Origin of the sequence: Nesterenkonia lacusekhoensis (assembly GCF_017876395.1) — a bacterium.
Classification (GTDB): Bacteria; Actinomycetota; Actinomycetes; order Actinomycetales; family Micrococcaceae; genus Nesterenkonia; species Nesterenkonia lacusekhoensis.
On sequence record NZ_JAGINX010000001.1, the window covers coordinates 2112006 to 2138197 of the forward strand.

Sequence of the window (26192 nt, forward strand, 5' to 3'; positions counted from 1 at the left end):
CGCTCCTTAGAGTGGAACGTGCCTCTTCAAGGTGCGAGTGATTCAGCAGGCCCCGTGTCGAAGAACAGCGTCCCCCTCACGCTTTCGACACGGGGTCTGCGCTCGTTCCAGGCGGTTTCCTAGACTGTCCCCATGAGTGAGAGCGCCCCGACGTCGCCGGTCCGAGTCGATGCATGGCTGTGGTCGGTCCGCATGTTCAAGACACGCTCCGCCGCGACTGAGGCCTGCCGCGCCGGCAAGATCAAGATCGACGGCGAGCCTGCCAAGGCCTCGCTGAAGATCTCCCCGGGGACTCAGATCCATATCAGCCGGCCTGGGTTCGTGGTGATCCTGGAAGTCGTGCACACCTATTCCAAGCGGGTGGGGCCGCCGGTGGCACGCACGGCATATCAGGACCACTCCCCGGAGCAGATCAAGCCCCGAGAGGTCGGACTTCCCGTTCGCGAGCGCGGCACCGGCCGACCGACCAAGCGTGAACGCCGGCAGTTGGAGGCCCTGCGCGGCTACATCAAGGACCGCTGAGCAGGATTCGGACGGGCCGAAACCACTACCCTGGGTAGCATGACTGAACCAGTGAACCTCGGACCGGCCAGCCAACTGCCTGAGGGCGAAGTCATGCGGGTCACCGCAGAGGACTCCGGGTACGACGCCGACATCGCTGTGGTCCACGCGGAGGACGGCGGATTCTTCGCCCTGGACGACGAATGCAGCCATGAAGCGGTGTCCCTCTCCGACGGCTTCGTGGAGGAACAGACCCTGGAGTGCCCGATGCACGCTTCGGCCTTCTGCCTCAAGACCGGCGTCCCGGAGACGCCGCCTGCGATGAAGCCGGTGAAGACCCACCGGGTGGACGTCGAGGATGGCTCCCTACTGCTCTACCCGGGGACCCCGTACCCAGCTGAATGACCCGCTCTGGCCTGGACCGATGCCCGAATCGAGCGCCGAGCAAAAACTCACAGGAAACTTTCAGGGAGTTTCGGGGGAACCATCAAGGTCGGTCCCTATATTAGTAAGTACCTCATCAAGGTGCGAGTGATTCAGAGCCCCCGGGCCCGGCACACAGCGTCCCCCTCACGCTGCCGGACCCGGGGGCTCTTCTCTGTCATCTGCCGCCTCTCCCCACAGGTCCTCAGGCGTGCCCACGCCAGAGGCCGAAACCGACTGGATCCGGCCGAAGAACGAGAGAAGACGGCGGGACCATCAGCGGCGACTAGTGTGGACTCCGATGGCTGAGCAATACACCACTGTGGCGGCGCCCGCCCAGGCGGAGCTGGAGATCAAGAAATCCCGCTTCATCTGCGCCCTGGCCCCTGCCCACACGGAGGAAGAGGCGCGGCGGTTCATCGCCGAGCAGATCTCCACCCACCCCAAAGCCCGGCACCACTGCACCGCATTCGTGCTCGGCCCGGATGCTGCGGTCCAGCGCAGCAACGACGACGGCGAACCCTCCGGCACGGCAGGCCGCCCGATGCTGGACGTGCTGCTACAGGAAGAGGTCACCGACGTCGTCGCCGTGGTCATCCGCTACTTCGGCGGGGTGCTGCTGGGAGCCAGCGGCCTGATCAGGGCCTACGGCAATGCCGTCTCAGAGGGCATCCAGGCCGCACAGCTGGCCCATTACGCGCTGCGCCACGAGATCACGGTGGTGCTGGACTACCACCACGGCCCGGCCTTCGAGGCCGAATGTCACAGTGCCGGCTGGTCCGTGGTGGAGACCGGCTATGGCGAGAAGGTCACACTGACCTTCGCAGTTCCGCGCGAGGAGGTCGACCAGGCCATCACGCGCCTGGCCGACCTCACCTCCGGAGCCGCAGAGCCCGCTCTGGGTCAGACCCGTTGGGTGCTGCGCTGATCTTTGCACGCTGATGGCTCCGCACGCTGATCACCTCGGACTGAGCCATCCAGGCCGTCCCAGCTCAGGCCGGGGTAGCCCGGCGGATCAGGGCGTAGCTCCCGCAGCCGACCAGCAGGGACACCGGTAGGGTCCACAGCGCCAGGGTGAACGCCGTCTGGTCTGCGAACCAACGGCCCACTGCGGGCCACCCGTCATTGGTGGTGATGAGCATGGCCGCCAGGATCACGATCACGCCGATGCCGATCAGAACTGTCCAGGTCCACGTCAGCCCCAGGCGCTGATGCATGATCACCACGCCGAAGCCGAAGAGCATCACCATCAGGCACAGTGCTGCGGCCAGCGCCCCGGCCCCGGCGATCCCGGAGCTCTCGGTCAGGAACGGCAGGTCGAAGGTGTAGGAGTGGATCCCGTAGCCGTCGGTCACCCGTTCGAGCAGCGCCACCAGGGCGAAGGCCGCCCCGTAGACGGCGGAGACGACGGCGAAGGCCAGGTAGGCCCCGAGGACGAAGACCCGCCGGCTGAAGCTCAGCGCCATGGAGAACGGAAAGGTGTGCGACGCCGCATAGGCAGCCATGAAGGCCAGGCACCACACCACGGCCTGCGAGGCACCGGCATAGAAGGGATCCTCGGCAGTCCATGACCCTTGGGCCCGCACACGGTCCAGCCAGAAGCCGATGCCCAGCGCGATCGCCCAGGCGACGAAGAAGACCATCAGCGGCACATGGATGAAATGGGTCTTCACCAGGAACTGCAGCCGGAAGGCCGCGGGCACACGGGCGAAGCTGGAACGGTGCTGGGCGGTCTCAGTCCCAGCCGTCGCGGTCGTCGTCGTAGTCATCGTGCTGCCTCCTGCTGCTTCTCGGTCATGCGGACGATCAGCTGCTGCAGCGAGACCGGGACGACGTCCAGATCCAACTCGTGGACCCGGCGCTTCTCGGTCTGGCTGAGTGCGCCCAGGACAGTGGTGCGGACCATCCGGCCCAGCTCCTCGTGGTGGAGCACCTCACGCGTTCCGGAGATCTCGGCGACGGCGTCGGAGCGTCCAACCAGGGTGACGGCACGGTCGCGCAGCTCCTCCACAGGCTCATCCATCAGGATCCTGCCCTGATCGATGACCACCACGTTCTCGATCAGGTGGGCCACCTCGTCGATCAGGTGCGAGGAGAGCACGATGGTCCGCGGATTCTCCGCATAGTCCTCGAGGAGACGGTCGTAGAAGAGCTGGCGGGCCACGGCGTCGAGACCCATATAGGGCTCGTCGAAGAAGGTGACCTCGGCCCGTGAGGCCAGTCCGATGATGACTCCCACGGCCGAACGCTGTCCACGGGACATCTTCTTGATCCGAGTCTTCTCCGGGACTTTGAAGTCCTGCTTCAGCCGTTCGGCCAGCTCCCAGTCCCAGTTGGGGAAGGCCAGGGCCGCAGCGGCGAAGGCATGCGAGGCCTTGGCGTCGTCGATGTACTTCTGCTCCTCACGGACGAAGCAGATCTTGGGCAGCACCTGCTCGTTCTCATGCGGGGCCTGCCCGAAGACCGAGATCTCGCCGGAGCTGGGCCAGTCCTGAGCGGTGATCAGCGACATCAGAGTCGTCTTCCCCGCCCCGTTGCGGCCCAGCAGGCCGTGGATCATGTCTTTCTCAAAGGTGACGCTGACGGAGTCGAGCGCCGTGGTGCTGCGGTAGTTCCGCGAGACGCCACGCACTTCGATCGCCGGTCTCTGTCGGGTGCTCACTGAGCATCCCTCCTCTCCTGATGCCCGCGCGGGAGCGGACAGGTCACTGCTCGCGCGCTCTGGCGCGGAGCATCTCGATCACGCTGTCCGTGGTGAGCCCGACGGCGCGTGCTTCGGTGAGCATCGGTTCGAGGTAGTGATCGGCGAAGTGCTGCCGGCGTTCGGCGCGCAGGATCTCCCGGGCGCCGTCGGCGACGAACATGCCCAGTCCGCGGCGCTTGACCAGGATGCCCCGGTCCACCAGCAGATTGATACCTTTCGCCGCCGTCGCCGGGTTGATCCGGTGGAAGGCTGCGAGTTCGTTGGTGGAGGGAGCACGCTCCCCTTCGGCCAGAGAGCCGTCGAGCACGGAGGACTCGACCTGCTCTGCGATCTGCACGAAGAGCGGACGGCCATCTTCCACAGAACTCACCTCCTCCATCAGGACCTCCCCAGCTTAGACCACATCACTACCTCAGTGGTTCATTACTTGACTAATGAACCATAGGAGTAGACCGTCTGTCAACGGTAGGATGGGAGACATGATGAATGGCGAGAACATCGAATGCTGGCTGACCGACATGGACGGCGTGCTCGTCCGTGAACATGAGGCCCTGCCGGGCGCGGCTGAGCTGCTGGAACAGTGGCGCCGCCAGGACCTCCCCTACCTGGTCCTGACGAATAATTCGATCTTCACCGCCAGAGACCTCAGCGCACGGCTCCGGCACTCCGGGCTGGTCGTGCCTGAGGAACGGATCTGGACCTCCGCACTGGCCACCGCCACCTTCCTGGCCCAGCAGGTGGACGCTGCCCAGGGTCAGGGCAGCTGCTACGTGGTGGGCGAGGCCGGCCTGACCACGGCGCTGCACGAGCACGGCTTCATCATGACCGAGACCGATCCCGACTACGTGGTGGTCGGTGAGACGCGGAACTACAGCTTCGAAGCCATCACCAAGGCGGTCCGACTGATCAACGAAGGCGCCCGGTTCATCGTCACCAACCCCGATGCCACCGGCCCGAGCCCCGAGGGCGTGCTGCCGGCCACCGGAGCGATCGCCTCGCTGATCACCAAGGCCACCGGACGCGACCCCTACGTGGTGGGCAAGCCGAACCCCATGATGTTCCGCTCGGCTCTGAACCACCTCGGAGCCCACTCCATGCAGACCGCCATGATCGGTGACCGCATGGACACCGACATCGTCGCCGGCATGGAGGCAGGCATGCACACCATCCTGGTGATGTCTGGCGTCTCCTCCCAGTCGAGCATCTCTGAGTACCCATTCCGGCCGAACCGAATCATCGACGGCGTCCACGAGCTGGTGGACGACTTCATCCAGGATGATGCCGAGGACTGAGGGGCTTCTTTCCTGCTCCTGAGCTCCTACGGAATTGCGTACCTGATTGTCGATGATGGCGGCCGCAATCCGCTGATTCGACACATTCCGGTACACGATTCTGGGGCCGGGCGATTCCCGGCCCCGGCCTGGCGCCGAGCCTGGACACCGGACGCCGGACACCGGGCGCCCCGAGCCGGATGCAGAGAACGCCGCGAGCCTTCTGCTGCCTGAGCGCCGGGGCGAGCCTCAGCTGCACCTATTGTCGATGCTCAGCGAGGAAGGACCGGATCCTGCGCTCTTCTCCCTCAGGGTCTTCCACAGTGAGGACGGCCTTCCGGAAGCCCTCATTGACGAGCTCCAGCACGATGTTCTGACGGGGATCCCGGACATTCCAGTAGGAAGCCCGTCCCTCAGCGAGAAATGTTCCCATATACCTGCCCGGCAGAGACGTCCCCATCAGGCGGGATTCCGGGCCCCGAGATCCGATGCCAGAGTCTGCGGCGACATGTCTGACGTTGCTGGCTTGCAGACGCAGCTCTCTTCGGAACCCGAAGATCTTCGCCCAACCGCGGGGCTTCACCACCACATGATCACCGTCGAAGAGGATTCTGTTCACCCGACATCCTTCGCTCAGCCCTCGGGGTCTTCTGTCCTCAGGCTACCGGCCAGCACAGCCCCACACCCCCAGGCGCGAAATCGCGTGCCGGAATGTGGTGAATGAGCGGATTGTGTCCGCCATTGACCACATTCCGGTACGCGATTCGGAAAGGGAAGAAGATCCTCAGCTGCGGGTGGAGGCGTACTCCTCGGCGTCGGCCTCCGCCTCGGATTCGGCCCCTTCGCGGCGGCGGCTTCGACGACGCCGACCGTTCGCCTTCGCCTCCTCAGCCTCCTTCCGCGCGGCTTCGGCCTCCTCGGTCTCGCCGTCGGTCACCTCACGCTCCAGCGCCGCACCCTCGACGTCGACGTCGGGCAGGATCTTGTCCAGCCACTTCGGCAGCCACCAGGCCGCCGGGCCGAGCAGGGTGAGCACCGCGGGAACGAGCAGCAGACGCACCACGAAGGCATCCAGCAGCACGCCGCCGGCCAGACCCAGGCCGATGGAGGCGACCATCGGGTCATCGGTGAAGATGAAGCCGGCGAAGACCGACCCCATGATCAGCGCCGCCGCAGTGACCACCGAACGCCCCGCATGCAGACCCTGCCGCACGGCCAGGCGCGGGGCGGAGCCGTGGGCATAGGCCTCGCGCATCCCGGAGGCGGTGAAGAGCTGATAGTCCATGGCCAGGCCGAAGAGGATGCCCACCATGATCACCGGCAGGAAGGTCACGATCGGCCCGGGCTCGCTGAGACCGAAGAGATCGCCCATCCAGCCCCACTGGAAGATCGCGACCACGATTCCCATCGCCGCGGCGAAGGATCCGATGAAGCCCAGGGTGGCCACCACCGGCAGCAGGATCGAGCGGAAGACGATCACCATCAGCACCAGGGAGAGGCCCACCACCAGCGTCAGGTAGAGCGGCAGCGCATCAGAGATGACATCAGAGACGTCGATGTTCGCCGCGGTCATGCCGGCCACTGAGAGCTCCACTCCGGAGAGATAGACCCCCTCGGTCTCAGCTTCGACGCCGGAGAGCGGCTCGCCATCGCGGAACTCGTGGACCAGCGCCTCAGTGGACTCGGCCGACGGGCCCTCCATCGGCAGCACCTGGAAGACGGCCACCGAGTTCTCGTCGTTGACGCCCACCGGCACCGCGGCGTCGATGTCATCGCGTGCGGCCAGCGCCTCACCGATCTCGATCTGGTAGTCCATGGCCTGGCCCTCATCCAAGTCGCCATGCAGGTCCGCCACCACCAGCAGCGGCCCGTTCATGCCCTGACCGAAGGCCTCCTCCGTGGCGCTGTAGGCCTGGTAGGCAGTGGAGTCCTCGGCCTGGGAGCCGGCGTCGGGCAGGCCCAGCCGCATATCGAAGGTGGGCACGGCCAGCAGGCCCAGACCCACCAGAGAGACCACTGCGATCCCGAGAGCCTTGAGGCCACCGATCGGCGTCGTGATCTTCTTGGATTCGTGGAAGCCGATGTAGCGGCGCTCCTTGCGGCGCAGGATGCGGCGGCCCACCAGCGACAGCAGCGCCGGCGTCATCGTGGTGGCCATGAGCACCGCGATGATCACGCAGACCGCGGCCACGGTGCCCATCAGCCCCAGGAAGGGCAGTCCGGTGACGTTGAGCGCCAGCAGGGCGATCACCACAGTGGCGCCGGCGAAGACCACGGCGTTGCCGGCCGTGCCGTTGGCCAGCGCGATGGATTCGCGGATGCCCATCCCGTCTTTGAGCTGGTTGCGGTGGCGGTGCAGGATGAACAGCGCGTAGTCGATGCCCACGGCCAGGCCGAGCATCAGGCCCAGGATCGGGGTGATCGACATCATCTCGACCGTGCCGGAGAGGGCCATCGCACCCGCCACACCGATGCCGACGCCGATCAGCGCGTTGAACAGCGGCAGTCCGGCACCGATCAGCGTGCCCAGCATGATCAGCAGCACTGCGGCGGCCACCATCAGGCCGATCGCCTCGGCGGTGGAGAACAGGTGCGGCATCTCCATGGAGATGTCTTGGGAGGGCAGGATCTCGACGCCGTCGATCTCAGCGGCGGTCAGCTCCTCGTCCAGCGAGGAGAGCTCCTCCATGCCCACGTTCTCCATGGACTCGTGGAAGGAGACGTTCATGACGGCGATGTCGCCGTCCTCGGAGACCATGCCCAGATCCTCGGTGAGCGCGAGCATGGCCTCGCCGCGGTCCAGCTCAGCCTCGGCGGGGGCCATCTCCTCCTCGGCGGCCTCCAGCTCTGCCTCGCCCTCTTCGATCTCGGCCCGGGCGCCGTCCAGCTCCTCCTGGGCGACGTCGAGCTCACCCTGCTGGTACTCGAACTGCGGAGCCAGAGCCTCGTAGTAGCCTCCGGCCTGTGCCTCCTCGATGGCCTCGTCGAGCTGAGCCTGCCCCGCGTCGAGTTCGGCCTGACCGGCCTCGAGCTCCTCGCGGGCCTGCTCGAGCTCCTCCCAACCGGCCTCGACCTCCTGGGAGCCCTCTTCCAGCTCCTCGCGACCCTCGGCGAGCTCCTCCTGGGACTCAGCCATCTCCTCCTCGGAGACGAAGGGGTCGGTGACCGAATCCACGGCCTCGTGCTGTTCGACCTCCTCGATCAGCTGAGCGACGTCGGACTCCTGCTGCTCGGTGAAGGAGCTGCCGTCCTCGGTGCGCAGCACCACGCTGGCACTGCCGCCGCCGGCGTCGGGCATCTCTTCGGCCAGGCGGTCGGCGACCTCCGTGGTCTCCAGGTCCGGCATGGTGATCTGGTCGGTGAGCTGGCCGCCGAAGCCCAGGAAGGCAGTGATCGCGAGGATCAGCAGGGCGAACCAAGCAGCGATGACGGTCTTGGCGCGGCGGGCGGCCAACAGACCGAGGCGATAGAGCATTTTTGCCATGAGCGACCCTGTTCTGAAGGTGGAGAGAGGTCAGTGAACCTCATACAGCATAAACGGAACGTCGCGTCTCATAAATAGATTCCGAGACGCGACGACTCGAAAGTGAGCGAAGTCACAGCTCACGCGGGACGGCGCGCATCCAGCGCACCGTCGAGCAGCACATGGAGCAGCTTCTTCAGCCACTCCCCATCGGGTGTTCCAGTGGTCAGCATCTGCATCACCACCGTGCCCATCACCGCAGAGGCAACCATGCTCGGATCCACATCCGGGCGCAGCTCCCCCGCCGCATGGGCCGAGCGCAGCCGTTCCGCCAGATGCATCCCGGACCACACATCGGTGTTCTGCAGAAGTTCTTGGATGGCCTCGCCGCCGCTGACGATCGCGGCCATCAGACTGCACAGGATGACCATCCCCTCATCCTCATCCTGCTTGCGCATGCCCTTCACGCTCTGCTCGACCCAGCTGTCCAGATCGGCGCGCAGATCTCCGGTGTCCGGCACCTGGTGGAAGTCCAGCCGCAGGTACCCGGTCACCAGAGCCTCCAGCACCACCGCCGCCTTGTTCTCCCACCAGCGGTAGATGGTCTGCTTCCCGACGCCGGCCTCTGCGGCGATCCGCTCCACGGTCAGCTCCTCATAGGGCAGCTCTTCCACGTCGAGCAGCCGCGCCGTGGCCTCCATGACCGCCTGATGGGATGCTTCGCTGCGCGGGCGCCCACGGCGCGCGGCAGTGCTCTTGGCGGGAGCGGAGGGGGTCTCAGTCACGCAGATCATCGTATCGTGAGCCAACCTCGGCCGGACCCGGCCTGCTCGTAGACTTGATCCATGCCCAACAGCTCGCAGGGAAGCCGCCGCCCCGGCTCCGCCTCCACCCCGAAGGGAAACTGGCTGCTGCTCATCGGCGGCCTGGTCGTCGCCGGCTCGGGGGTCTTCTTCCTGTTCATCGATCACGGCTGGACGCTGGTCTCCGCCCTGCAGCTCGGTGTGGGCGCGTGGATGGCCGTCGACGGATGGCGCGGGCTCTCATGAAGGTGCCGGCGGGCCTCCATCCGCGCAGCGCCGATCGCGCCGCGGCTCTCTTCGCTCGGCTGAGCGCGCAGCGCCCCGAGGACCCGGCCGCCCTGCTGGACAGCAGCGACCACCACAGCTCCCCCGCTCCCGCACGCAGCCGCTACAGCATCCTGGCCTTCTCCTCAGGTCCCGAGCGCCGCGAGGTGCTGCATTCCCGCGGCCTGACCACGGTCCGAGCAGCGAGCCGCGTCCGCAGCGGTGAGGCACCTGGTGCTCATGCCGGGATGGAACAGAGCCTCGAGCAGCCCTTCTTCGACTGGCTGCGGGAGAACTGGGAGATCACTCCCGACGCCGAGGGCGCCACGGCCTCGGCGGCTCCGTTCCAACTGGGCTGGGTCGGCTGGCTGGGCTATGAGCTCAAACGCGAGCTGGGCTCCCCCGACGGTGCTGCCGCCGCTCGGCGGACTCCCGCCGGCGGCCTGCCTGAGGCCGAGGCCCACCTCTTCCGCGCCACTCACGCAGTGGTGATCGACCACCACCGCGAAGAGCTGGAGATCCAGTCCCTCCAGCCGGATCCCGCGTGGGATCAGGAGGTGGCCGCGGCCCTCGCGGAGCTGGAGTCGGACCGGAGCGAACAGCCTGCAGCCCCGCCGGCGGAGCTGCGGAATCTGCGGGTGCGGGACTCCCAGGAGGAGTACATGGCCGCGATCCGCACCGCTCAGGAGGAGATCCGCAGCGGCACCACCTATGAGATCTGTCTGACCACAGCCGTGAGCGCCGAAGTCCACGGGGCTGCGGCCGGCGTCGAGCTCTTCGCCCGGATGCGGGAGCGCAATCGGGCGCCCTTCACCCAGTATCTGCGTCTGCCCTCGGGCGAGGGCTCCGGCACGGAGATCCTGTCCACCTCACCCGAGCGCTATCTCAGCGTCACACCCGAGGGCCCCGGCAGCACCGTCCGTTCGGAGCCGATCAAGGGAACCCGGCCGCGAGGCGGCACCGAGGAGGAGGACCAGGCGCTGGCTCAGGATCTGCGCACCCACCCCAAGGACCGCGCGGAGAACGTGATGATCACCGATCTGGTGCGCAACGATCTCTCCATCCACGCCGAGACCGGCACGCTGCGCACCGAACGGCTCTGCGCAGTGGAGAGCTACCCGAGCGTCCACCAGATGGTCTCCACGGTGAGCGCTCAGCTGGACCGGCAGGCCCACCCGGCAGATGTCATCGCCGCAGCGTTCCCGCCGGGATCCATGACCGGGGCGCCGAAGATCTCCACGATGAACATCCTCGAAGAGCTGGAGACCGGCCCGCGGGGCGCCTACTCGGGAGTGGCCGGCTACTTCAGCCGCAGCGGCGCCGCCGACCTCTCGGTGCTCATCCGCACCGCGGTGCTCACCGATGACGGCGACCGCCGGCACCTGCACCTCGGCCTGGGAGGCGCCATCACCGCAGATTCCGACCCTGAGGCCGAATGGGAAGAGGTCCGCACCAAGTCGGCGGGCGTACTGGGAGCGTTGGGCGCAGAGTTCCCACAGCGCTGATCACTCCAGAGCGTCGAGCTTCTCGTCCTGTGCCTCCACCAGTTCTTCGAAGACGGGCTGATCCAGGTTCAGCGCACTGATCATGACCAGGTTGTTCCCGAAGTCCCTGGTGGCGAACCAGCCTTCGACCACGGACCCGTCCGCCAAATGCATCTGCATCGTCATTCCGCCGAAGGCGCCGTGGGAGAACCCGCCGAACTCCGCCACCTCCGACTCGTTCTCCAGCACAGAGCCTCCGCAGGACTCGAGGAGCTGCTCCCAGACGCTCGCGGACTCGGCCGGACGGTCGTAGCTGAGCATCCACAGCGCCATGCTGCCCTCTTCATAACCGACCTCACGGATCACGCCTGATTCCGGATCCTCACCGATGAGGTCCACATTGACCGCGTCCATGGCGGCGGCACACTCCGATTCGCCGAACCCGTCCACGTAGACGCCCTGGTTCACCCCCATGCGGTCACGGAAGTACTGCGTTCCCGTGGTCTCGGCGAACTGCAGGACCTCAAAGGGCATGTCCCCCTCATCCAGCAGAGCTTTGAGGATCTGTTCCTCGCTCAGCGCGGCACGATCACTCTCAGCTGCGACCACGGGCTGGTCTCCGGCCGCCGCCTGGGCCTCCTCAGGCTCCTCCGAACCATCCGTGGACACCGCCGCGAAGGGAGCTGCAGGGGCCTCATCGGCTGCATCAGAGCCGGAACAGGCGGTGAGGACCAGTGCTGAGAGAGTCAGAAGCGCCGCAGAAGCGCGGAACTCAGGCTTCATCCTCATCGTCGTCCTCGTCCTGGTCGTTTCGGTCCTGGTCGTCTCGGTCCTGATCGGCTTCGTCTTCGTCGGCGCCATCATCGGCACCGTCATCGTCCTCGCGGCCGTCGTCGAGGTCCTCCGGCAGCCCCTCGTCCAATCTGCGCTCCTGCGCGCGGAGCACATCGGTGAACGTGCCCGAGGGGACGTCCATGCCCACGGCGTAGACGATGTTCTCCCCACGGTCCAGAGTGGCCAGGAAGATGTCGTCGAAGTAGAGATCCTGCTCGAAGAAGCTGCCGGCCTGCACCGCCATGTGCACGCCGTTCCAACTGCCCTGCTCGATCGCACTGAGCGAGACGACGTCTCCATCCTCTTCGATCTCGACGCCGTCGCAGGCCCTGTGGACCTCTTCCCAGACGGCCGCGGTGTCCTGCTCCTCGCCGAAGGAGGAGGCGCCCGTCATGATCACGTCCTCGCCATAGGAGACGTTCGGGTTGTCCCGCAGCCCTCCGACGAAGACGTTCTCGCCGCCGTCGGACTCGATCTCCTCCAGCGCGGCGATGCCGTCGAAGCAGTCCTGCGCCTCAGAGGTGTAGTCGATGCCGTCCAGCGGGATCCAATACTCGGCCCATTCGGCGTAGTACTCGCTGAGGAAGGGATCGCCCTCCTCCTGCTCGAAGGAGTCGAGGGCGTAGGGCCAGTCGTCCTCATCAAGGAGCAGATACTCGATCTGGTCGGCGTCGAGCTCCTCATAGGTCAATTCAGCGGGGTCGGTCTCCGACTGGTCCGGGCCAGAGTCTCCGCCGCCTTCTCCTGCGCCGGTCTCGGAGGGGCCGCTCTGCTGATCCTCCGGATCAGTGCCAGGCTCCACGTCAGAACCGGGCTCCAGCCCCACGCATCCGGTCAGGACCAGCGCCGCCAGCGCGCTCACGGCCAGAGGCCTGAGTCCTGTCTCCATCGTTCCCCCTCAATATGCGACGCCGACCCCCTCATTCTACGGTGCCCGCTACTGCAGCGCCGAGGTCAGACGGAAGACGTTGTCCAGATATCGCACCCCCCACGGGCGGCGCCTCCATGTCTCAAGGTCGAGCTCCCCCGCGCCCTGCATTCGACGGGTGAAGATCTCCATGACCTCCCGAACCTTGTCCTCGTCGACGATCATCAGTGTGACCTCGAGGTTCAATGAGAACGAACGCATATCCATGTTGGAGGACCCCAGGACCACGACGTCGTCGTCGACCACCATGAACTTCGCGTGCATGACCTCCGGGGCCGGGTACCGGAAGAGCCGCACGCCGGATTCCAGCAGCGCCTCATAGTAGGACTGCTGCGCGTGCTGGACGGTGAACTGATCGGCCTTCTCCGAGACCATCACCTGGACCTCCACTCCACGGCGGGCGGCAGTGGTCACCGCATAGAGCAGCGAGTCGTCCGGCACCAGGTAGGGGGTGCAGATGATGATCCGCTCCGTGGCCTGGTAGATCAGGTCATTGAACAGGCGCAGGTTGTTCTCATCCGGGAAGCCGGGCCCTGAGGGGACCACTTGGACCAGTGAGCCGCCTGCCGAGGCCTCATCCGCCTCGATGTCCACCAGCAGCTTCTCACCCAGATCCTCACCGGTCTCGGCGGACCAGTCGGAGGCGAAGACGATGTCCAGACCGGTGACCGTGGGGCCGGTGACCACCAGGTTCAGCTCCACCCAGCGCCGGCCGATCCGCCGGGCTCGGCGGCGCTGGTAGTGCGGCTCGATCAGATTGGTGGAGCCGGTCAGCGCACTCTTGCCGTCGATCACCACGATCTTGCGGTGATTGCGCAGATCGAGCCGGGAGAACCGGCGTCTGAACGGACGGATGGGCAGCACGCGATACCACTCGAAGCCATCCCCCAGCTCCCGGGTGGCCCGGCTCAGCCGCCGCCGGAGCCTCTGATAGCCGCGGACGCGGAAGGTCCCCAGGTGGTCATAGAGCAGACGGACCTTGACCCCGCGGGCCGCGGCACGCTCCAACGCGTCCAGCACCGGACCCACGTAGTCGTCGTCGTTGCCGATGATGTAGAAGAGCATATGGACGTACTCTTCAGCGGCGTCGATCTCCTCCACCAGCCAGTCGAAGGGCTCCCGATATTCGGTCATCAGGCGGATCTGGTTTCCCTCCTGGATGGGGAAGGCACCCAGGTTGCGATTCAGGGCGGCGGTGTCCCCGAGCTGCTCGTCATGACCGCGCAGCTGATCCGCCAGGTCCAGATGACGGGTGGCCTCCAGCAGAGACTCGTTGATCCGACGCTGCCGCTCCTGGCGGCGCCGCGAGAGCTTATGGCTGCCCAGCATGAAGAACAGCGGCAGGGCCACCACCGGGATGAAGAAGATCGCCAGCAGCCAGGCCATGGCCGTGTTGGGACGCCGGTTCTCCGGGATCACACCGATGACCAGCACGCGCACGCCCACCTCGAAGACCAGGATGAGCAGGATGATCCACTGGGGCAGAGACTCCAGCCCCAGTCCGCTCAATGGCCACAGCACAACGCACACCTCCTGTTTTGGCCCTGCTCATCTTACGTGCTCGCGCGGACACAGAGCCGCCTCAGGCCCGGCATGGCCTAAGCTGGTGATATGGCCGAGCATTTCCGTGAGGACTCCGTCGCCGCTGTCGCCGTGCGGATCGACGTCGAGCATCCGCAGGGCATGATCTTCGATCCCCACCAGCCCCAGCTGCGCGTGGACGACCTCGGGGCCGTCCGTGGTGACGGGATCTTCGAGACGATGAACGCTGTGGAGGGCGAGGTCCGGAAGTTCCAGGCACACGTGGACCGGCTGGCCCGCTCCGCCGAACTGACCGGCATCGGGATCCCGCCGGCGGAGTCCTGGCGGGCCGCAGTGGAGCTGGGCATCGAAGAGTACCGCACCCGCGGCGTGCTGCCTGAGGAGCTCTCCATCCGGCTGGTGGCCACCCGCGGTGTGGACGGCGAGCCGGCCTCTGACGACCCGGCCTTCGCCGGCACCTACTGGACCCTGCTGACCCCCATCTCGCCGGAGATGCGTGCCGGCCGGGGCAGGCCCATCGCTGTGACCCTGCTGGACCGCGGCTACGACGCTCGTGCCGCCGAACGCGCCCCCTGGCTGCTGCTGGGCGCGAAGACGCTGAGCTACGCGGTGAACATGGCCGCACTGCGCCACGCCAAGGCGACCGGGTTCGACGACGTCGTCTTCACCTCCTCCGACGGCAAGGTCCTAGAGGGCCCCACCTCCACCGTCCTGCTGGTGCACCGCGGCACCGAGGGCGAGCCGCCGCGGCTGACCACTCCGGAGCTGGAAACCGGCATCCTGCCCGGAACCACCCAGGGGGCTATCTTCGCCGCCGCGGCCGAGGCCGGCTGGCAGCTGGGCTACGGCCCGCTCACTCCGGAGGACCTCTACGACGCCGACCACGTGTGGCTGTGCTCCTCGCTGCGCTATGCGACACCCGTGGCACGGATCGAAGACCGCGAGCTCGAGGTCGACCAGGAGCTCACCGAACAGCTGACCGCATTCCTGAAGCAGGACCTGCCGGTCAACCACCCGCTGAACTGAGCGAGGATCGGAGGACGGCAGGCCCTCCTCAGCCCCAGGTCAGCGGGAGTACGCTGAGCGTATGCGTATCGCCGCCGCACAGATCGTCACAGGCCCGGACGTCCGGGAGAACCTCCGCCAGGTCGAGAAGTGGACCGAGCTCGCAGCCCGTCAGGGCGCGCGGGTGGTGGTCTTCCCCGAGGCCACCCAGCGAGCGTTCGGACATCCGCTGACCCCCATCGCCGAGCCGATCCACGGCCCCTGGGCCTCCGCGGTCAAGGAGATCGCCGAGATCAACGGCGTCATCGTGGTCGCAGGCATGTTCACCCCTGGGACCCCCAGCGCCGAAGGGCGCGACCGGGTGACCAACACGCTCATCGCCGTCGGGCACGGAGTGCACGCCTCCTACGACAAGGTCCACCTCTACGACGCCTTCGGCTTCAAGGAGTCCAAGACGGTCCAGCCCGGAGACGAACTGGTCCGGTTCGAGGTGGACGGAGTCACGCTGGGGCTGGCCACCTGCTACGACATCCGCTTTCCCGACCTCTTCACCGCCCACGCCCGCGCCGGCACCGCCGCCACGCTGGTTCCCGCCTCGTGGGGCGCCGGACCGGGCAAAGTGGAACAGTGGGAGCTGCTGGCCCGGGCCCGGGCGCTGGACTCCACACAGTACATCGTGGCCTGCGGGCAGGGTCTGCCCAGCGCCGCCGGAGTGGAAGCTCCGGAGCAGGCGCCCACCGGCGTCGGGCACTCTCTGATGGTCTCACCCACCGGCAGGGTCCTGGCCCAGGCCGGCGAGGCGCCGCAGCTGCTGACCGTGGACGTGGACCTCGAGACGGTGGAGCACACCCAGCGGCTCATCCCGGTGCTGGCCAACGCCCGCGATCTCTGAGGGCCCTTGGGCAGACTCTGCTCAATCCTGCGTCCATTGGCACGTCTGAGTCGTCAGAACGGCTCCGACCCCACTCATCTGTGCCGATGGCCGGGCCTTAGCACGGAGCGAGGGCTGGCCCGTTAGCGACACCTATGAAGATAACTGTCGCTGAGGAAGCCGCTAGCGACAGTTTGAGCCCCTCACCCCTCATCGTCTCGGTGCCCGGGGGTGTGATCAGATACGCGCGTAATTCCTGCCGAATCGGCTTCAGTTCCGCGCGTATCTGATCACACCACGTACGCAGGCCAGGTTGACGGCGCCTCTCCCCTCATCCATTGGCACAGATGGGTCGGCAGAGCGGCGCGGACCCGGCTCAAAGATGCCGATCGACGGGACGTGGACGGCCCCAGCGATTGAGAGTTCTGCGCCACTCATGGTGGGATAGGGCTGTGACACGGGGTGCCCCGTCCGGCGAGGACCGGGGCTGAGATGACACCCGTCGAACCTGATCCAGTTAGCACTGGCGAAGGGAATGTCCGGCCCAGCCGCACCCGCGAGGCTTCTGCCCGCGGATCAGCGCATCGCCGCACGGGCTGCCTTCGCCTCTGAACAGAGAGGCATGAGCGCATGACCGCTTCAACACCCACTCCCGACGCCGGCCCCGCAGCCGGCATCCCCTCCCCCGGGTCCGCACCGGCCCTGTCCGAGCAGATCGTCCTGGTCACCGGAGGGGCGCGCGGGCTCGGCGCCGCCATCTGCCGGGCATTCCTCGCCCAGGGAGCCCGCGTGGTGATCAACTACCGCTCCTCCGCCGAGGCCGCTCAGGCACTGGCCGACGAACACGCCGGCCGTGCCCTGGCCCTCCCCGCTGACGTCCGCGACCGCAGCGCCGTGGAGTCCCTGATCAGCACCGCCGCCGAGCACTTCGGCGCCCCGATCACCACCGTGGTGAACAACGCCCTGGTGGACTTCGTCTTCAACGGCGACGCCCGCTCCCACGCCGAGGAGATCACCTACGAGGAGCTCTCCGGGCAGTTCGAAGGCTCGGTGAAGGGAGCGCTGAACGTCATCCAGGCGGCCCTGCCGTCGATGGTCGACGCCGGCATCGGGCGGGTGATCAGCATCGGCACCAACCTGTTCCAGCACCCGGTGGTGCCTTACCACGACTACACCGCGGCGAAGGCCGCCCTGCTCTCACTGACCAGGACCTTCGCCGATGACCTGGGACCTTCCGGGATCACCGTCAACATGGTCTCCGGCGGCCTGCTACAGACCACCGACGCCTCCGCGGCCACACCGGAGGAGGTCTTCGAGGGCATCGCCGCGGGCACACCGCTGCGCAGCGTCACCACGCCCGAGCAGCTGGCCGATGCCGTGCTGTTCTTCGCCTCGCCGTGGGCGCGCGGAGTCACCGGGCAGAACCTGATCGTCGACGGCGGCCTGGTCAAGGGATGAGCACGAGCGCCGCTGCGGGCCGACGGCAGGCCCACTTCAACCTGTTCATCCACGGGGTCGGACATCACTCGGCCGCTTGGCGAGCCGCCGACTCCCACGCCGAACGGCTCAGGTCGGTCGAGTACTACCAGGAGCTGGCCCAGATCGCCGAGCGCGGGAAGCTCGACGCCGTCTTCTTCGCGGACGGGCATTCCACCTCCATCACGGCGGTGGAGGATGGTCCGCTCTGGCACCTGGAGCCGCTGACCCTGCTGTCCTCCTTGGCCGGGGCCACCGAACGGATCGGACTGGTCAGCACGGTCTCGGCGACCTTCTTCACGCCCTTCCACGCCGCACGCATGCTGGCCAGCCTGGACCACATCTCCGGCGGACGGATCGGCTGGAACGTGGTCACCTCCATGTTCGACGCCGAGGCGCAGAACCATGGCATGGCGCAGATGCCCGAGCACGCCGTGCGCTATGCCCGGGCGGAGGAGTTCGTCGATGTGGTGCTGGGGCTCTGGCAGTCCTGGCCGGCGTCGTCGATCCTCATCGAGCGGGAGCACCGCGCCGACGACGCCGGTGCCCCCGGACGCTATGTGGACGGCTCGCAGCTGAGCGAGCTGAACCACGACGGCGAGCACTTCAGCGTGCGCGGGCCGCTCAACGTGCCCAGCCCGCCCCAGGGCCGCCCCGTGCTGTTCCAGGCCGGAGCCTCGGAGCAGGGACGGGACCTGGCAGCGCGCCGCGCGGAGGGCATCTATGCAGTGGCCTATGACCTGGCCGCCGGGCAACAGTACCGGGGCGATGTGCGGCGCCGGATCGCGGAGCTCGGGCGGAATCCGGACTCCGTGGCGATCATGCCCGGGCTGGTCACCTATGTGGGCTCCACGATGGAGGAGGCCCGGGCCAAGCAGCGCGCCCTGGACGAGCTGCTGCCGGTGGACAGCTCGCTGCGTCAGCTCAGTGTGTTCGTGGGCCAGGACGCCTCCGCATGGGAGCTGGACGCCCCGGTGCCGGAGCTGCCGCCGCTGGAGGAGTTCAGCGGGCCCAAGGGGCGCTACGCCACCATCCTGCGGATCGTGGAGACCGAACGGCCCACAGTTCGGCAGCTGCTGGGCCGACTGGCCGCCGGCGGGGGCCACTGCACCATGGTGGGCACGCCGGAGTCGATCGCCGATGAGATCGAGCGCTGGCTGGATGAGGGCGGCGCCGACGGGTTCAACCTGATGCCGCCCTCGCTGCCCTATGGGGTGGAGGACTTCGTGGAGCAGGTGATCCCCGAGCTGCAGCGCCGCGGCCGCTTCCGGGAGGACTACGAGGGGACCACCCTGCGGGAGCACCTGAGCTGACGTTCGTGCGGGGCGCTCCGCTAGGCTGGGCGTGGAAGGAACGGCGCTGATCAGAGCATGGAGGTATCACGATGGACAAGATCATGGACAAGCTGCTGACCACAGGCATCGCGTTCGGCGGAGGCTTCGTGGCCACCAAGGTCTTCGAGACCGTCTGGAAGCAGGTCACCGGAGACGAGGACACCCCGCACGGCGACGACGACGAGAACATCTCGCTGCAGAAGGCACTGGTCTTCTCCGTCACCTCAGCCGCGATCTCCGCAGGCGTGCAGGTGCTCTCCCAGCGCGGCGCCAAGTCCGCAGTGAGGAAGATCAAGGGCGATAAGGCCGAGGTCTGATCCTCAGCTGAGAGGCCGACTCGGGACCGGCTCTTCCAGGGCCCGACTCACGGTCCGAGCTGAGACCCCACAGGGTCGCTTCAGCGGTCGTCGACCTCGCGCCGTGGACCTGGTTCGCGACCGACCCGGTCCACGGCGGCGGCGAGCTCGTCCTCGGTCAGCAGGTCGGCGCGCATGTGTTTGGTCCGGTACCCAGCCCGGCCCACCACATGTGCGCTGACCGGCGCCGTGAGCAGCATGAGCCCCCAGGCCAGCAGGGTGATCGCCACCCAGGACCAGCTGCGCCAGGTGATCGCCGCAGCCAGCAGCAGCATCAACAGCCCCAACACCTGAGGCTTCGTGGCCGCGTGCATCCGCGAGTGCAGGTCCGGGAAGCGCACCAGCCCGATGCCGGCGGCCAGGGACATCAGCCCACCGACCACCAGGAACACCGCGGCGACGCCGTCGAGCACAGCATCCAGTTCCATCAGCGCTCTCCCTTCGGCTGTTCAGCAGATCCCTCGCCTGAGCAATCCTCACCGCCGGCGCTCTCGCCAGCATCCTCACCGGCAGCACCCTCGCCGGGGTTCTCTGAGTTCCCTGCTGAGTTCCCTGCTGCGTTCTCTGCGGGGTTCGCGGCGTCCCCACCAGAGGCCCCGCCAGCATCCCCGCCGCGCGCGGGGTCCTTCCCACGCTGGGGTGCGAAGCCGGACTTCGCCAGGGCCGTAAACCAGGACGTCGCCTCATCCTCAGACTCCTGGGCTGCCGTGATCACCGGTGAAGCGGCCACGTTCTGCGGCGTCTCCGGCTCAGGCTCCTCCATTCCGGCCGCCTGAGCGTCCCGCTCCGCGGCGCGCTCAGCATCGGCCGGCTTGCGCGCCACCACGTATCGAGCGATCGCCACAGCGCCCAGGAATCCGATCACCGAGGTGACCAGCACAAACAGGATGAAGTCCTGGTGGTCACTGCGCACCATCTCCACCAGCATCACCGAGGCGACGATGATCAGGATGACGTCCACACTGATCACACGGTCCAGCACAGAAGGCCCCCGGTACACCCGGTACACCGCGCAGAGCGCACCGATGGCCAACAGGACCTGGGTGATCCCGACCGCGATCTCAAGCATCGGCGGCCCCCTCTCCTACCCGGACCGCAGCATCGCGCTCGGTCTTGGACAGTCCGCTGATCCGCCCCAGACGGCGCTCGGCCCGCACCACGGCGAGGTCCGAGCGGTTGCCGCAGGTGCGGATCAGCAGCGCCTCCGTGCGCAGGGCGTCCTGGCGGATGTTCTCCGCCCCATGGTCGTCGGTGACCCCCAGGCAGTGCAGGTACAGCGTCGCCGTCGTACGGTCCACGTCCAGGACCAGCGAGCCAGGCACCAGGGCCAGAGAGTGGCCCACCAGAGTCACCAGGAGGTCGTCGTGAGAGCGCAGCTGCACCGAGATGATCCGGTTGTGCACGGTGGGGCCTCGGCGCACCGCGATCCAAGAGACCTGGAAGGAGGCCAGCACCATCTTGCCCAGGAACCGGACGGTGAAGATCAGGCCCCACAGCAGGTTGATCCGTCCCGTGCCACGCAGCGGCGGCAGGTAGAAGACCCGGACGATGACGGTCCCGTAGACCAGTCCGATGATCAGGGTGCCGAGGTCGAACTGCTGCCACAGCGCCATCCAGAGGAAGCCCAGGAAAGCGATCAGCGGCAGCTCGATCTTCAGCGGCGTCTTGGGTCGCTTCATCAGTCACCGCCTCCTTCCACCGGCTCGTCCTCATCGCCGGAGGTCGAATGCCGGGTGTCCTCGAGGTTCTCCGAGTCCTCCGGTTCCAGCCCGGTCTGCACCGGAGCGTGATCCTCGACGCCGGCGTCGCCGGTGTCCACATCCACCAGCAGGCCCTCGGTGAACTCGGTGAGCTCATCACGGACCCCGTCCACGCGCTCCTCACCCAGGACCGCGTCCAGGTAGGGGGCACGCTCGTACATGTCATAGGCGGCTGCCCGGGAGAACTGCATCAGAGGGCCGGCGAAGACGGTGAAGGCCAGAGACATCGCCACCAGGGCAGCCGTGGGGGCCACCATGTTCATCGGCAGCAGGCGCTTATTGGCGGCCCGAGCATGGGCCAGCGTCTTGGACAGCAGCAGCTTATCCGGGTCTTCGGCGTCCTCGCCCTTGCGCCAGAAGCCGCGCGCCCAGATCCGCGCCACGGCCATCAGCGTCAGCAGCGAGGTCACCACAGAGGCGATGACCAGGGTCCAGGTGATCCAGGTGTTCTCCGCGATGCCGCCCTGCATCATGCCCAGCTTGCCCACGAACCCGGAGAAGGGCGGGATCCCTGCCAGGTTCATCGCCGGAATGAAGAACAGGATCGCCAGCACCGGGGAGATCTTCGCCAGCCCGCCCAGCCGGTCCACGTTGGAGCTACCGGCACGGCGCTCGATCAGCCCGGTCACCAGGAACAGGGTGGTCTGGATGGTGATGTGATGGGCGACGTAATAGATGGTCGCGGACATGCCCACGATCGAGCTCAGCGCCAGGCCGAAGACCAGATAGCCGATGTGGCTGATCAGGGTGAAGGAGAGCATACGTTTGATGTCGGTCTGGGCCAGGGCGCCCAGGATTCCGACGATCATGGTCAGCGCCGCGATGATCATCAGCGCAGTGTTGATCCGCTCCCCCGGGAAGAGCAGGGTCTCGGTGCGGATCATCGCGTAGATGCCCACCTTGGTGAGCAGGCCCGCGAAGACCGCGGTGACCGGGGCCGGCGCCGTCGGGTAGGAGTCGGGCAGCCAGAAGGCCAGCGGGAAGACGGCGGCCTTGATCCCGAAGGCCACCAGCAGCATCACATGGAGCATCAGCTGGGTGCCGTCGTCGAGCTCTCCCAGCTTCAGCGCCAGGTCCGCCAGGTTGACGGTGCCGGTGGCCGCATAGATCAGCCCGATGGTGATCAGGAAGAGCATCGAGGAGATGATCGAGACCACCACGTAGGTCACGCCCGCGCGGATCCGCTGCTCCCCTCCGCCCAGGGTCAGCAGCACGTAGGAGGCCGTCAGGAAGATCTCGAAGCCGACGTACATGTTGAACAGATCCCCGGCCAGGAAGGCGTTGGAGACGCCGGCCACCAGGATCAGGTACGTGGGATAGAAGATGGAGACCGGGCCGGAGTCGTTCTTCTCCTCCGCCGCACCCTGGCCGACGGCGTAGAGCAGCACCGCCAGGGTGATCAGGGAAGAGACCACCAGCATCAGCGCGGCGAACCGGTCGATCACCATGGAGATGCCGAAGGGTGCCGGCCATCCGGCCAGGTGCACCGCGTGGGCCCCGGTGTGCCAGATCTCGGTCAGCAGGGAGATCTCCAGGAGCACTGTGATGATCAGGGTTCCCACGGTGATAGCCTTCTGCACCGGCTGGTTCCGGTAGAAGGCGAAGGCGAAGCCCGCTCCGAAGAAGGGAAGCAGCACCGCCAGCGGCACGAACTCAACGAGATTCGTCTCCACGGTCCTCCCCTCCTTCATTGAGCGTCAGCTGCTCCTCTTCGATGAACTCAGAAGTCTCAGTCTCGACCTCGGCGTCCTCCTCCGGGTCATAGTCAGGCTGGGCGGCCACGCGGCGGTCTTCCTCGTCATCGGTGACCTCGTCCTGGCGCGCGAGCACCCAGGAGCGGTAGATCAGCGCGAGCACAAAGCTGACCAGGGCGAAGGCGATCACGATCGCAGTCAGCAGCAGCGCCTGGGGCAGCGGATCGAAGTACTCCTCCGCCTCGGCGCCCTCGGTCACCAGCGGCGCCAGTCCGGCGCGTCCCGCGGTCTGGAGAAGCAGCAGGTTCACCCCGTTGGAGATCAGGATGATGCCCAGCAGCACACGGGTCAGCGAACGTTCCAGCAGCAGATAGATCCCGACGGCGAGCATCACGCCCATCACGATCAGCAGGGTCAGGTTGATGGTCATCGTGCCACCCCCAGCGTGGTCTGCGAGTGGACGTCGTGGCCCTGGGTGCGGCTGACGCTGATGCTGCGGCGTCGGTTCTCCTCTTCGCTGCGCACATCGATCTCAGAGCCGAGGCTGCGCAGGATGTCGAGGATCAGTCCGATCACCACCAGGTAGACGCCGACGTCGAAGAGCACAGAGGAGACGAAGTGGTGCTCGCCCAGCACGGGCAGGTCCAGATCGATGATGAAGCTCTGGAAGGCCTGCCCGCCGGCGAAGAGCGGCAGGACACCGGTGAAGCAGGCCACGGCCAGGCCCCAGCCCATGAGCGCCCCGGCGGAGAACCGTACGGCGGCCTCCAACTCGTAGCGCCCGCCGGCCAGGTAGCGCAGCACGAGGGCCAACCCGGCCAGCAGGCCTCCGGCGAAGCCGCCGCCGGGACTGTTGTGCCCAGCCAGCAGCAGGTAGACCGAGAGCATGATGATCGCGTGGAACATCAGCCGGGTGACCACTTCGAAGATGATGGAGCGGTGTTCGGGCGCCAGGGTCCGTCCAGCCACCAGCCAGGCCTCCCGGGCCACTGTGGCGAAGGACCGCGCCACCTGGACCTCCCGGGCCTGACGTGGGGTCAGGGCGCCGTCTGTCATGATCCGGCCCACTGAGCCGGTGGGGACCTCATGCAGCTCGCGGCGCTGGACGTCGCGCCGCTTGACGAAGATCAGGCTGGCCACACCGGTGGCCGCGGCGGCCAGCACGGTGATCTCGCCGAAGGTGTCCCAGACGCGGATGTCCACCAGGGTGACGTTGACGATGTTGGCGCCGTGACCGACCTCGTAGCTCATCCACGGATATTCGATGGACACCGGGTCCGCAGTGCGGGAGTCCATGGAGATCGCGACGGCGACCATCACCACGGCACCGAAGGCCACCCCCAGCAGGGCACGGCCGAGCTTGAACTTCGCGGGGTTCTGGGTCCAGATGCCGGCCGGCAGCGTGCGCAGCGCCAGTACGAAGACCACCAGGATGATCGATTCCACCAGCAGCAGGGTCAGAGCCAGGTCCGGAGCGCCCTGCAGGGCGAAGAGGCCCGCGATGCCCCAGCCGCAGAGGCTGACCATCAGCACCGCCATGAAACGTTTGGGCGCCCAGACCGCGCCCAGGCCGCCGGCGATGACCACCGCGGCCAACAGCACCTGCAGCGGCTGCTCATAGGCGATCACCGACTCCGGCACCGTGTGCTCGGTGAAGAGCACCACCGACAGCGGGACCACAGTGGCCACGGCCAGGATGATGAACAGGTAGTAGCCCAGAGAGCCGCGCTGGGTGCGGGCCGTCAGCCAGACGGCGACCCCGTCCACAGCACGCACGGCATTGCGGTAGCCGCGCTCGGAGTCCACCAGGGCAGGAACTCGGGCCTGCACGGCGCTGACCCTCACGCGCAGCAGGAACAGCCCCAGACCCAGCAGCCAGGTCAGCACGGAGAGCCCCAGCACCGGGGTCAGCCCGTGCCACAGAGCCAGATAGGTGGAGTCTGTACCCGGTTCGGCGGGCTCAAAGCGCCCGGCGAAGGGTTCGATCAGCGCCTGCAGACCCGCCGGGTAGAGCGCGAGGACCACAGTCAGCAGGGCCAGCACCGCCGGGGCCGCCAGGAAAGTGACGCTGACCCGCCCGTGGAAGGTGGTGTCGGCTAGACGCTGACCCTCATAGGTCTTGGTGGCGAAGGCGCCCCAGATGAACCGGGCGCTGTAGGCCACGGTCAGTGCGGAGGCGAGCACGACGCCGGCCAGCACCGCCCAGCCCAGCATGGAGCCCTCGGCCCCGGAGACCTCCGCATAGGCGTAGAAGGACTCGAGGACGACCTCTTTGGCCACGAACCCGAAGAGCGGCGGCAGCCCGGCCATCGAGGCCGTGGAGATCAGCGCCACCCAGAACAGCGGCCTCTGGGTGCGGACCAGTCCGGAGAGGATCCGCAGATCGCGGGTCCCGGACTCGTGGTCGATGATGCCGACCACCATGAACAGCGCGGCCTTGAACAGGCCGTGGGCCATGAGCATCGCGATGCCGGCCAGGGCGGCGTCCTCGGTGCCCAGGCCGTTGATCATCACCAGGAAGCCCAGCTGGGAGACCGTGCCATAGGCCAGGACCAGCTTGATGTCGGTCTGGCGCAGCGCCCGGTAGGCGCCCACCAGCATGGTCAGCAGTCCGAAGCCCAGCACGATCGGCAGCCAGAAGGTGGTCTCCCAGTAGCCGGGCGCGAACCGGGCCACCAGGTAGACCCCGGCCTTGACCATGGCGGCGGCATGCAGATACGCGGAGACCGGCGTCGGGGCCGCCATAGCGGCGGGGAGCCAGAAGTGGAAGGGGACCAGGGCTGACTTGCTCAGCGCCCCGACCAGGATCAGCAGCACAGCGATGTCGACTGACGATGCGTGGCTACTCATCAGCTCAGGGGCGGCTGCGAGGATCTCGGAGAGACGGTAAGAGCCGGCGAGCTCGCCCATCCACAGCAGGCCCACCAGCATGGCCAGGCCGCCGAAGGTGGTCACGATCAGCGCCTGGATGGCCGAGCGGCGGGCGAAGATGCGGTGGGCCGAGTAGCCGATCAGCAGGAAGGACAGGATGGTGGTGAGCTCCCAGAAGATGAAGAGCATCACCAGGTCGTCGCTGAGCACCAGGCCCAGCATGGCGGCGGCGAAGGCGAAGAGCTCCGCGGCGAAGGGCCCCACGGAGCGATCTCGGCGGCCGAAGTAGCGGGCGCAGTAGAGCATCACCAGCGCTCCCACGCCGGTGATCAGCAGAGAGAGCGCCGCCGCGAGTGCGTCCATGCGGAAGGCCAGCTCCACACCCAGCTGCGGGATCCACGGGAGGGTCTCCTCCGGCGGGGCGTTGGGCTGGCCCGGGGCGGCCGACTGAGCAGCTTCCAATACCGTGGGCACAAGACTGAGCACCCAGAGGAAGGATACGCCCAGGACGGCGGCCAGGATGAAGAAGGTCTTCCGCCCGAGCCGGTTATAGATGAAGGGGATCATGATGCTCACCGCAAACAGTACAGCGAGCATGACGAGCATCC

General features: G+C 67.1%; 26 protein-coding genes and 1 riboswitch. Of the genes, 11 read left to right on the forward strand and 15 right to left on the reverse strand.

Annotated features, from left to right (window positions below; all coding sequences use genetic code 11):
• The first annotated feature begins 132 nt into the window (after positions 1–132).
• The 3 genes from JOF45_RS09950 (at position 133) to JOF45_RS09960 (ending at position 1852) form a co-directional block, all read left to right on the forward strand.
• A complete protein-coding gene (locus tag JOF45_RS09950) occupies positions 133–522 on the forward strand; it encodes an RNA-binding S4 domain-containing protein (RefSeq protein ID WP_210049449.1) in 390 nt (129 codons plus the stop codon).
• Between the two features lie 39 nt (positions 523–561).
• Positions 562–906 (forward strand): non-heme iron oxygenase ferredoxin subunit, encoded by a 345-nt coding sequence (locus JOF45_RS09955; RefSeq protein WP_210049452.1) that lies wholly within the window; start codon positions 562–564, stop codon positions 904–906.
• Positions 907–1225: 319 nt separating this feature from the next.
• Positions 1226–1852: a YigZ family protein gene (locus JOF45_RS09960; protein ID WP_210049455.1), complete on the forward strand. Its 627-nt coding sequence runs from the start codon at positions 1226–1228 to the stop codon at positions 1850–1852.
• A 64-nt stretch (positions 1853–1916) separates the two neighbouring features.
• On the opposite strand, the gene JOF45_RS09965 is transcribed toward JOF45_RS09960, so the two are convergent.
• Genes JOF45_RS09965 through JOF45_RS09975 form a run of 3 tightly spaced genes read right to left on the reverse strand, consistent with a single transcriptional unit; the run spans position 1917 to position 3989 of the window.
• The gene (locus JOF45_RS09965) at positions 1917–2693 is read right to left on the reverse strand and encodes a hypothetical protein (protein ID WP_210049457.1); all 777 of its coding nucleotides are present in this window, start codon (positions 2691–2693) and stop codon (positions 1917–1919) included.
• On the reverse strand, positions 2690–3586 hold the full coding sequence (locus JOF45_RS09970) for an ATP-binding cassette domain-containing protein (RefSeq protein ID WP_342591460.1): 897 nt from the start codon (positions 3584–3586) through the stop codon (positions 2690–2692). Before JOF45_RS09970 ends, JOF45_RS09965 begins: the two co-directional genes overlap by 4 nt.
• Positions 3587–3629: 43 nt before the next feature.
• Positions 3630–3989: a GntR family transcriptional regulator gene (locus JOF45_RS09975; RefSeq protein WP_342591506.1), complete on the reverse strand. Its 360-nt coding sequence runs from the start codon at positions 3987–3989 to the stop codon at positions 3630–3632.
• Positions 3990–4107: 118 nt separating this feature from the next.
• On the opposite strand from JOF45_RS09975, the gene JOF45_RS09980 reads away from it, so the two are divergent.
• Positions 4108–4920 carry an HAD-IIA family hydrolase gene (locus JOF45_RS09980; protein WP_210049461.1) on the forward strand — a complete coding sequence of 271 codons (813 nt, stop codon included), beginning with the start codon at positions 4108–4110 and terminating at the stop codon, positions 4918–4920.
• A 238-nt stretch (positions 4921–5158) separates the two neighbouring features.
• On the opposite strand, the gene JOF45_RS09985 is transcribed toward JOF45_RS09980, so the two are convergent.
• The 3 genes from JOF45_RS09985 to JOF45_RS09995 form a co-directional block, all read right to left on the reverse strand.
• A complete protein-coding gene (locus JOF45_RS09985) occupies positions 5159–5518 on the reverse strand; it encodes a hypothetical protein (RefSeq protein ID WP_210049464.1) in 360 nt (119 codons plus the stop codon).
• A gap of 165 nt (positions 5519–5683) precedes the next feature.
• The gene (locus JOF45_RS09990; protein WP_210049466.1) at positions 5684–8383 is read right to left on the reverse strand and encodes an MMPL family transporter; all 2700 of its coding nucleotides are present in this window, start codon (positions 8381–8383) and stop codon (positions 5684–5686) included.
• A gap of 119 nt (positions 8384–8502) precedes the next feature.
• Positions 8503–9147, reverse strand: a complete 645-nt coding sequence (locus JOF45_RS09995) for a TetR/AcrR family transcriptional regulator (RefSeq protein ID WP_210049469.1) — start codon at positions 9145–9147, stop codon at positions 8503–8505.
• A 60-nt stretch (positions 9148–9207) separates the two neighbouring features.
• Here JOF45_RS09995 and JOF45_RS10000 point away from each other — a divergent pair, with 60 nt between their 5' ends.
• Together JOF45_RS10000 and JOF45_RS10005 are read left to right on the forward strand one after the other, a co-directional pair.
• Positions 9208–9411 (forward strand): hypothetical protein, encoded by a 204-nt coding sequence (locus tag JOF45_RS10000; RefSeq protein WP_210049471.1) that lies wholly within the window; start codon positions 9208–9210, stop codon positions 9409–9411.
• Positions 9393–10934: an anthranilate synthase component I family protein gene (locus JOF45_RS10005; RefSeq protein WP_210049473.1), complete on the forward strand. Its 1542-nt coding sequence runs from the start codon at positions 9393–9395 to the stop codon at positions 10932–10934. Before JOF45_RS10000 ends, JOF45_RS10005 begins: the two co-directional genes overlap by 19 nt.
• On the opposite strand, the gene JOF45_RS10010 is transcribed toward JOF45_RS10005, so the two are convergent.
• From JOF45_RS10010 to cls, 3 genes are read right to left on the reverse strand one after another with little or no spacing between them, the layout of a single operon-like run.
• Positions 10935–11702, reverse strand: a complete 768-nt coding sequence (locus JOF45_RS10010) for a hypothetical protein (protein ID WP_210049475.1) — start codon at positions 11700–11702, stop codon at positions 10935–10937.
• The gene (locus JOF45_RS10015; protein WP_210049477.1) at positions 11686–12636 is read right to left on the reverse strand and encodes a hypothetical protein; all 951 of its coding nucleotides are present in this window, start codon (positions 12634–12636) and stop codon (positions 11686–11688) included. The genes JOF45_RS10010 and JOF45_RS10015 overlap by 17 nt, the downstream gene beginning before the upstream one ends.
• Before the next feature lie 48 nt (positions 12637–12684).
• Positions 12685–14196, reverse strand: coding sequence for a cardiolipin synthase (gene cls / locus JOF45_RS10020; protein ID WP_210049479.1), 1512 nt, complete (start codon positions 14194–14196; stop codon positions 12685–12687).
• A gap of 90 nt (positions 14197–14286) precedes the next feature.
• On the opposite strand from cls, the gene JOF45_RS10025 reads away from it, so the two are divergent.
• The 5 genes from JOF45_RS10025 (at position 14287) to JOF45_RS10045 (ending at position 19220) form a co-directional block, all read left to right on the forward strand.
• Complete coding sequence (locus tag JOF45_RS10025; protein ID WP_210049481.1) at positions 14287–15243, forward strand: aminotransferase class IV; 957 nt, start codon at positions 14287–14289, stop codon at positions 15241–15243.
• Positions 15244–15304: 61 nt separating this feature from the next.
• The gene (locus JOF45_RS10030) at positions 15305–16114 is read left to right on the forward strand and encodes a carbon-nitrogen hydrolase family protein (RefSeq protein ID WP_210049483.1); all 810 of its coding nucleotides are present in this window, start codon (positions 15305–15307) and stop codon (positions 16112–16114) included.
• A 427-nt stretch (positions 16115–16541) separates the two neighbouring features.
• Positions 16542–16646: riboswitch (TPP riboswitch) on the forward strand.
• A gap of 77 nt (positions 16647–16723) precedes the next feature.
• Positions 16724–17551: a 3-oxoacyl-ACP reductase gene (locus JOF45_RS10035; RefSeq protein ID WP_210049485.1), complete on the forward strand. Its 828-nt coding sequence runs from the start codon at positions 16724–16726 to the stop codon at positions 17549–17551.
• Positions 17548–18882, forward strand: coding sequence for an LLM class flavin-dependent oxidoreductase (locus JOF45_RS10040; protein WP_210049487.1), 1335 nt, complete (start codon positions 17548–17550; stop codon positions 18880–18882). Before JOF45_RS10035 ends, JOF45_RS10040 begins: the two co-directional genes overlap by 4 nt.
• Before the next feature lie 71 nt (positions 18883–18953).
• Positions 18954–19220, forward strand: coding sequence for a DUF4235 domain-containing protein (locus tag JOF45_RS10045; RefSeq protein ID WP_210049489.1), 267 nt, complete (start codon positions 18954–18956; stop codon positions 19218–19220).
• 80 nt (positions 19221–19300) lie between these two features.
• Here the strand turns inward: JOF45_RS10045 and mnhG are convergent, their stop codons facing one another.
• From mnhG to JOF45_RS10075, 6 genes are read right to left on the reverse strand one after another with little or no spacing between them, the layout of a single operon-like run.
• The gene (gene mnhG / locus JOF45_RS10050; RefSeq protein ID WP_210049492.1) at positions 19301–19687 is read right to left on the reverse strand and encodes a monovalent cation/H(+) antiporter subunit G; all 387 of its coding nucleotides are present in this window, start codon (positions 19685–19687) and stop codon (positions 19301–19303) included.
• Positions 19687–20328: a monovalent cation/H+ antiporter complex subunit F gene (locus JOF45_RS10055; protein WP_210049494.1), complete on the reverse strand. Its 642-nt coding sequence runs from the start codon at positions 20326–20328 to the stop codon at positions 19687–19689. Before JOF45_RS10055 ends, mnhG begins: the two co-directional genes overlap by 1 nt.
• Positions 20321–20938, reverse strand: a complete 618-nt coding sequence (locus tag JOF45_RS10060) for a Na+/H+ antiporter subunit E (RefSeq protein WP_210049496.1) — start codon at positions 20936–20938, stop codon at positions 20321–20323. Before JOF45_RS10060 ends, JOF45_RS10055 begins: the two co-directional genes overlap by 8 nt.
• Positions 20938–22710: a Na+/H+ antiporter subunit D gene (locus tag JOF45_RS10065; RefSeq protein WP_210049498.1), complete on the reverse strand. Its 1773-nt coding sequence runs from the start codon at positions 22708–22710 to the stop codon at positions 20938–20940. Before JOF45_RS10065 ends, JOF45_RS10060 begins: the two co-directional genes overlap by 1 nt.
• A complete protein-coding gene (locus JOF45_RS10070; protein WP_210049501.1) occupies positions 22673–23143 on the reverse strand; it encodes a Na(+)/H(+) antiporter subunit C in 471 nt (156 codons plus the stop codon). Before JOF45_RS10070 ends, JOF45_RS10065 begins: the two co-directional genes overlap by 38 nt.
• A complete protein-coding gene (locus tag JOF45_RS10075) occupies positions 23140–26190 on the reverse strand; it encodes a Na+/H+ antiporter subunit A (RefSeq protein WP_210049503.1) in 3051 nt (1016 codons plus the stop codon). The genes JOF45_RS10070 and JOF45_RS10075 overlap by 4 nt, the downstream gene beginning before the upstream one ends.
• Positions 26191–26192: the final 2 nt, after the last annotated feature.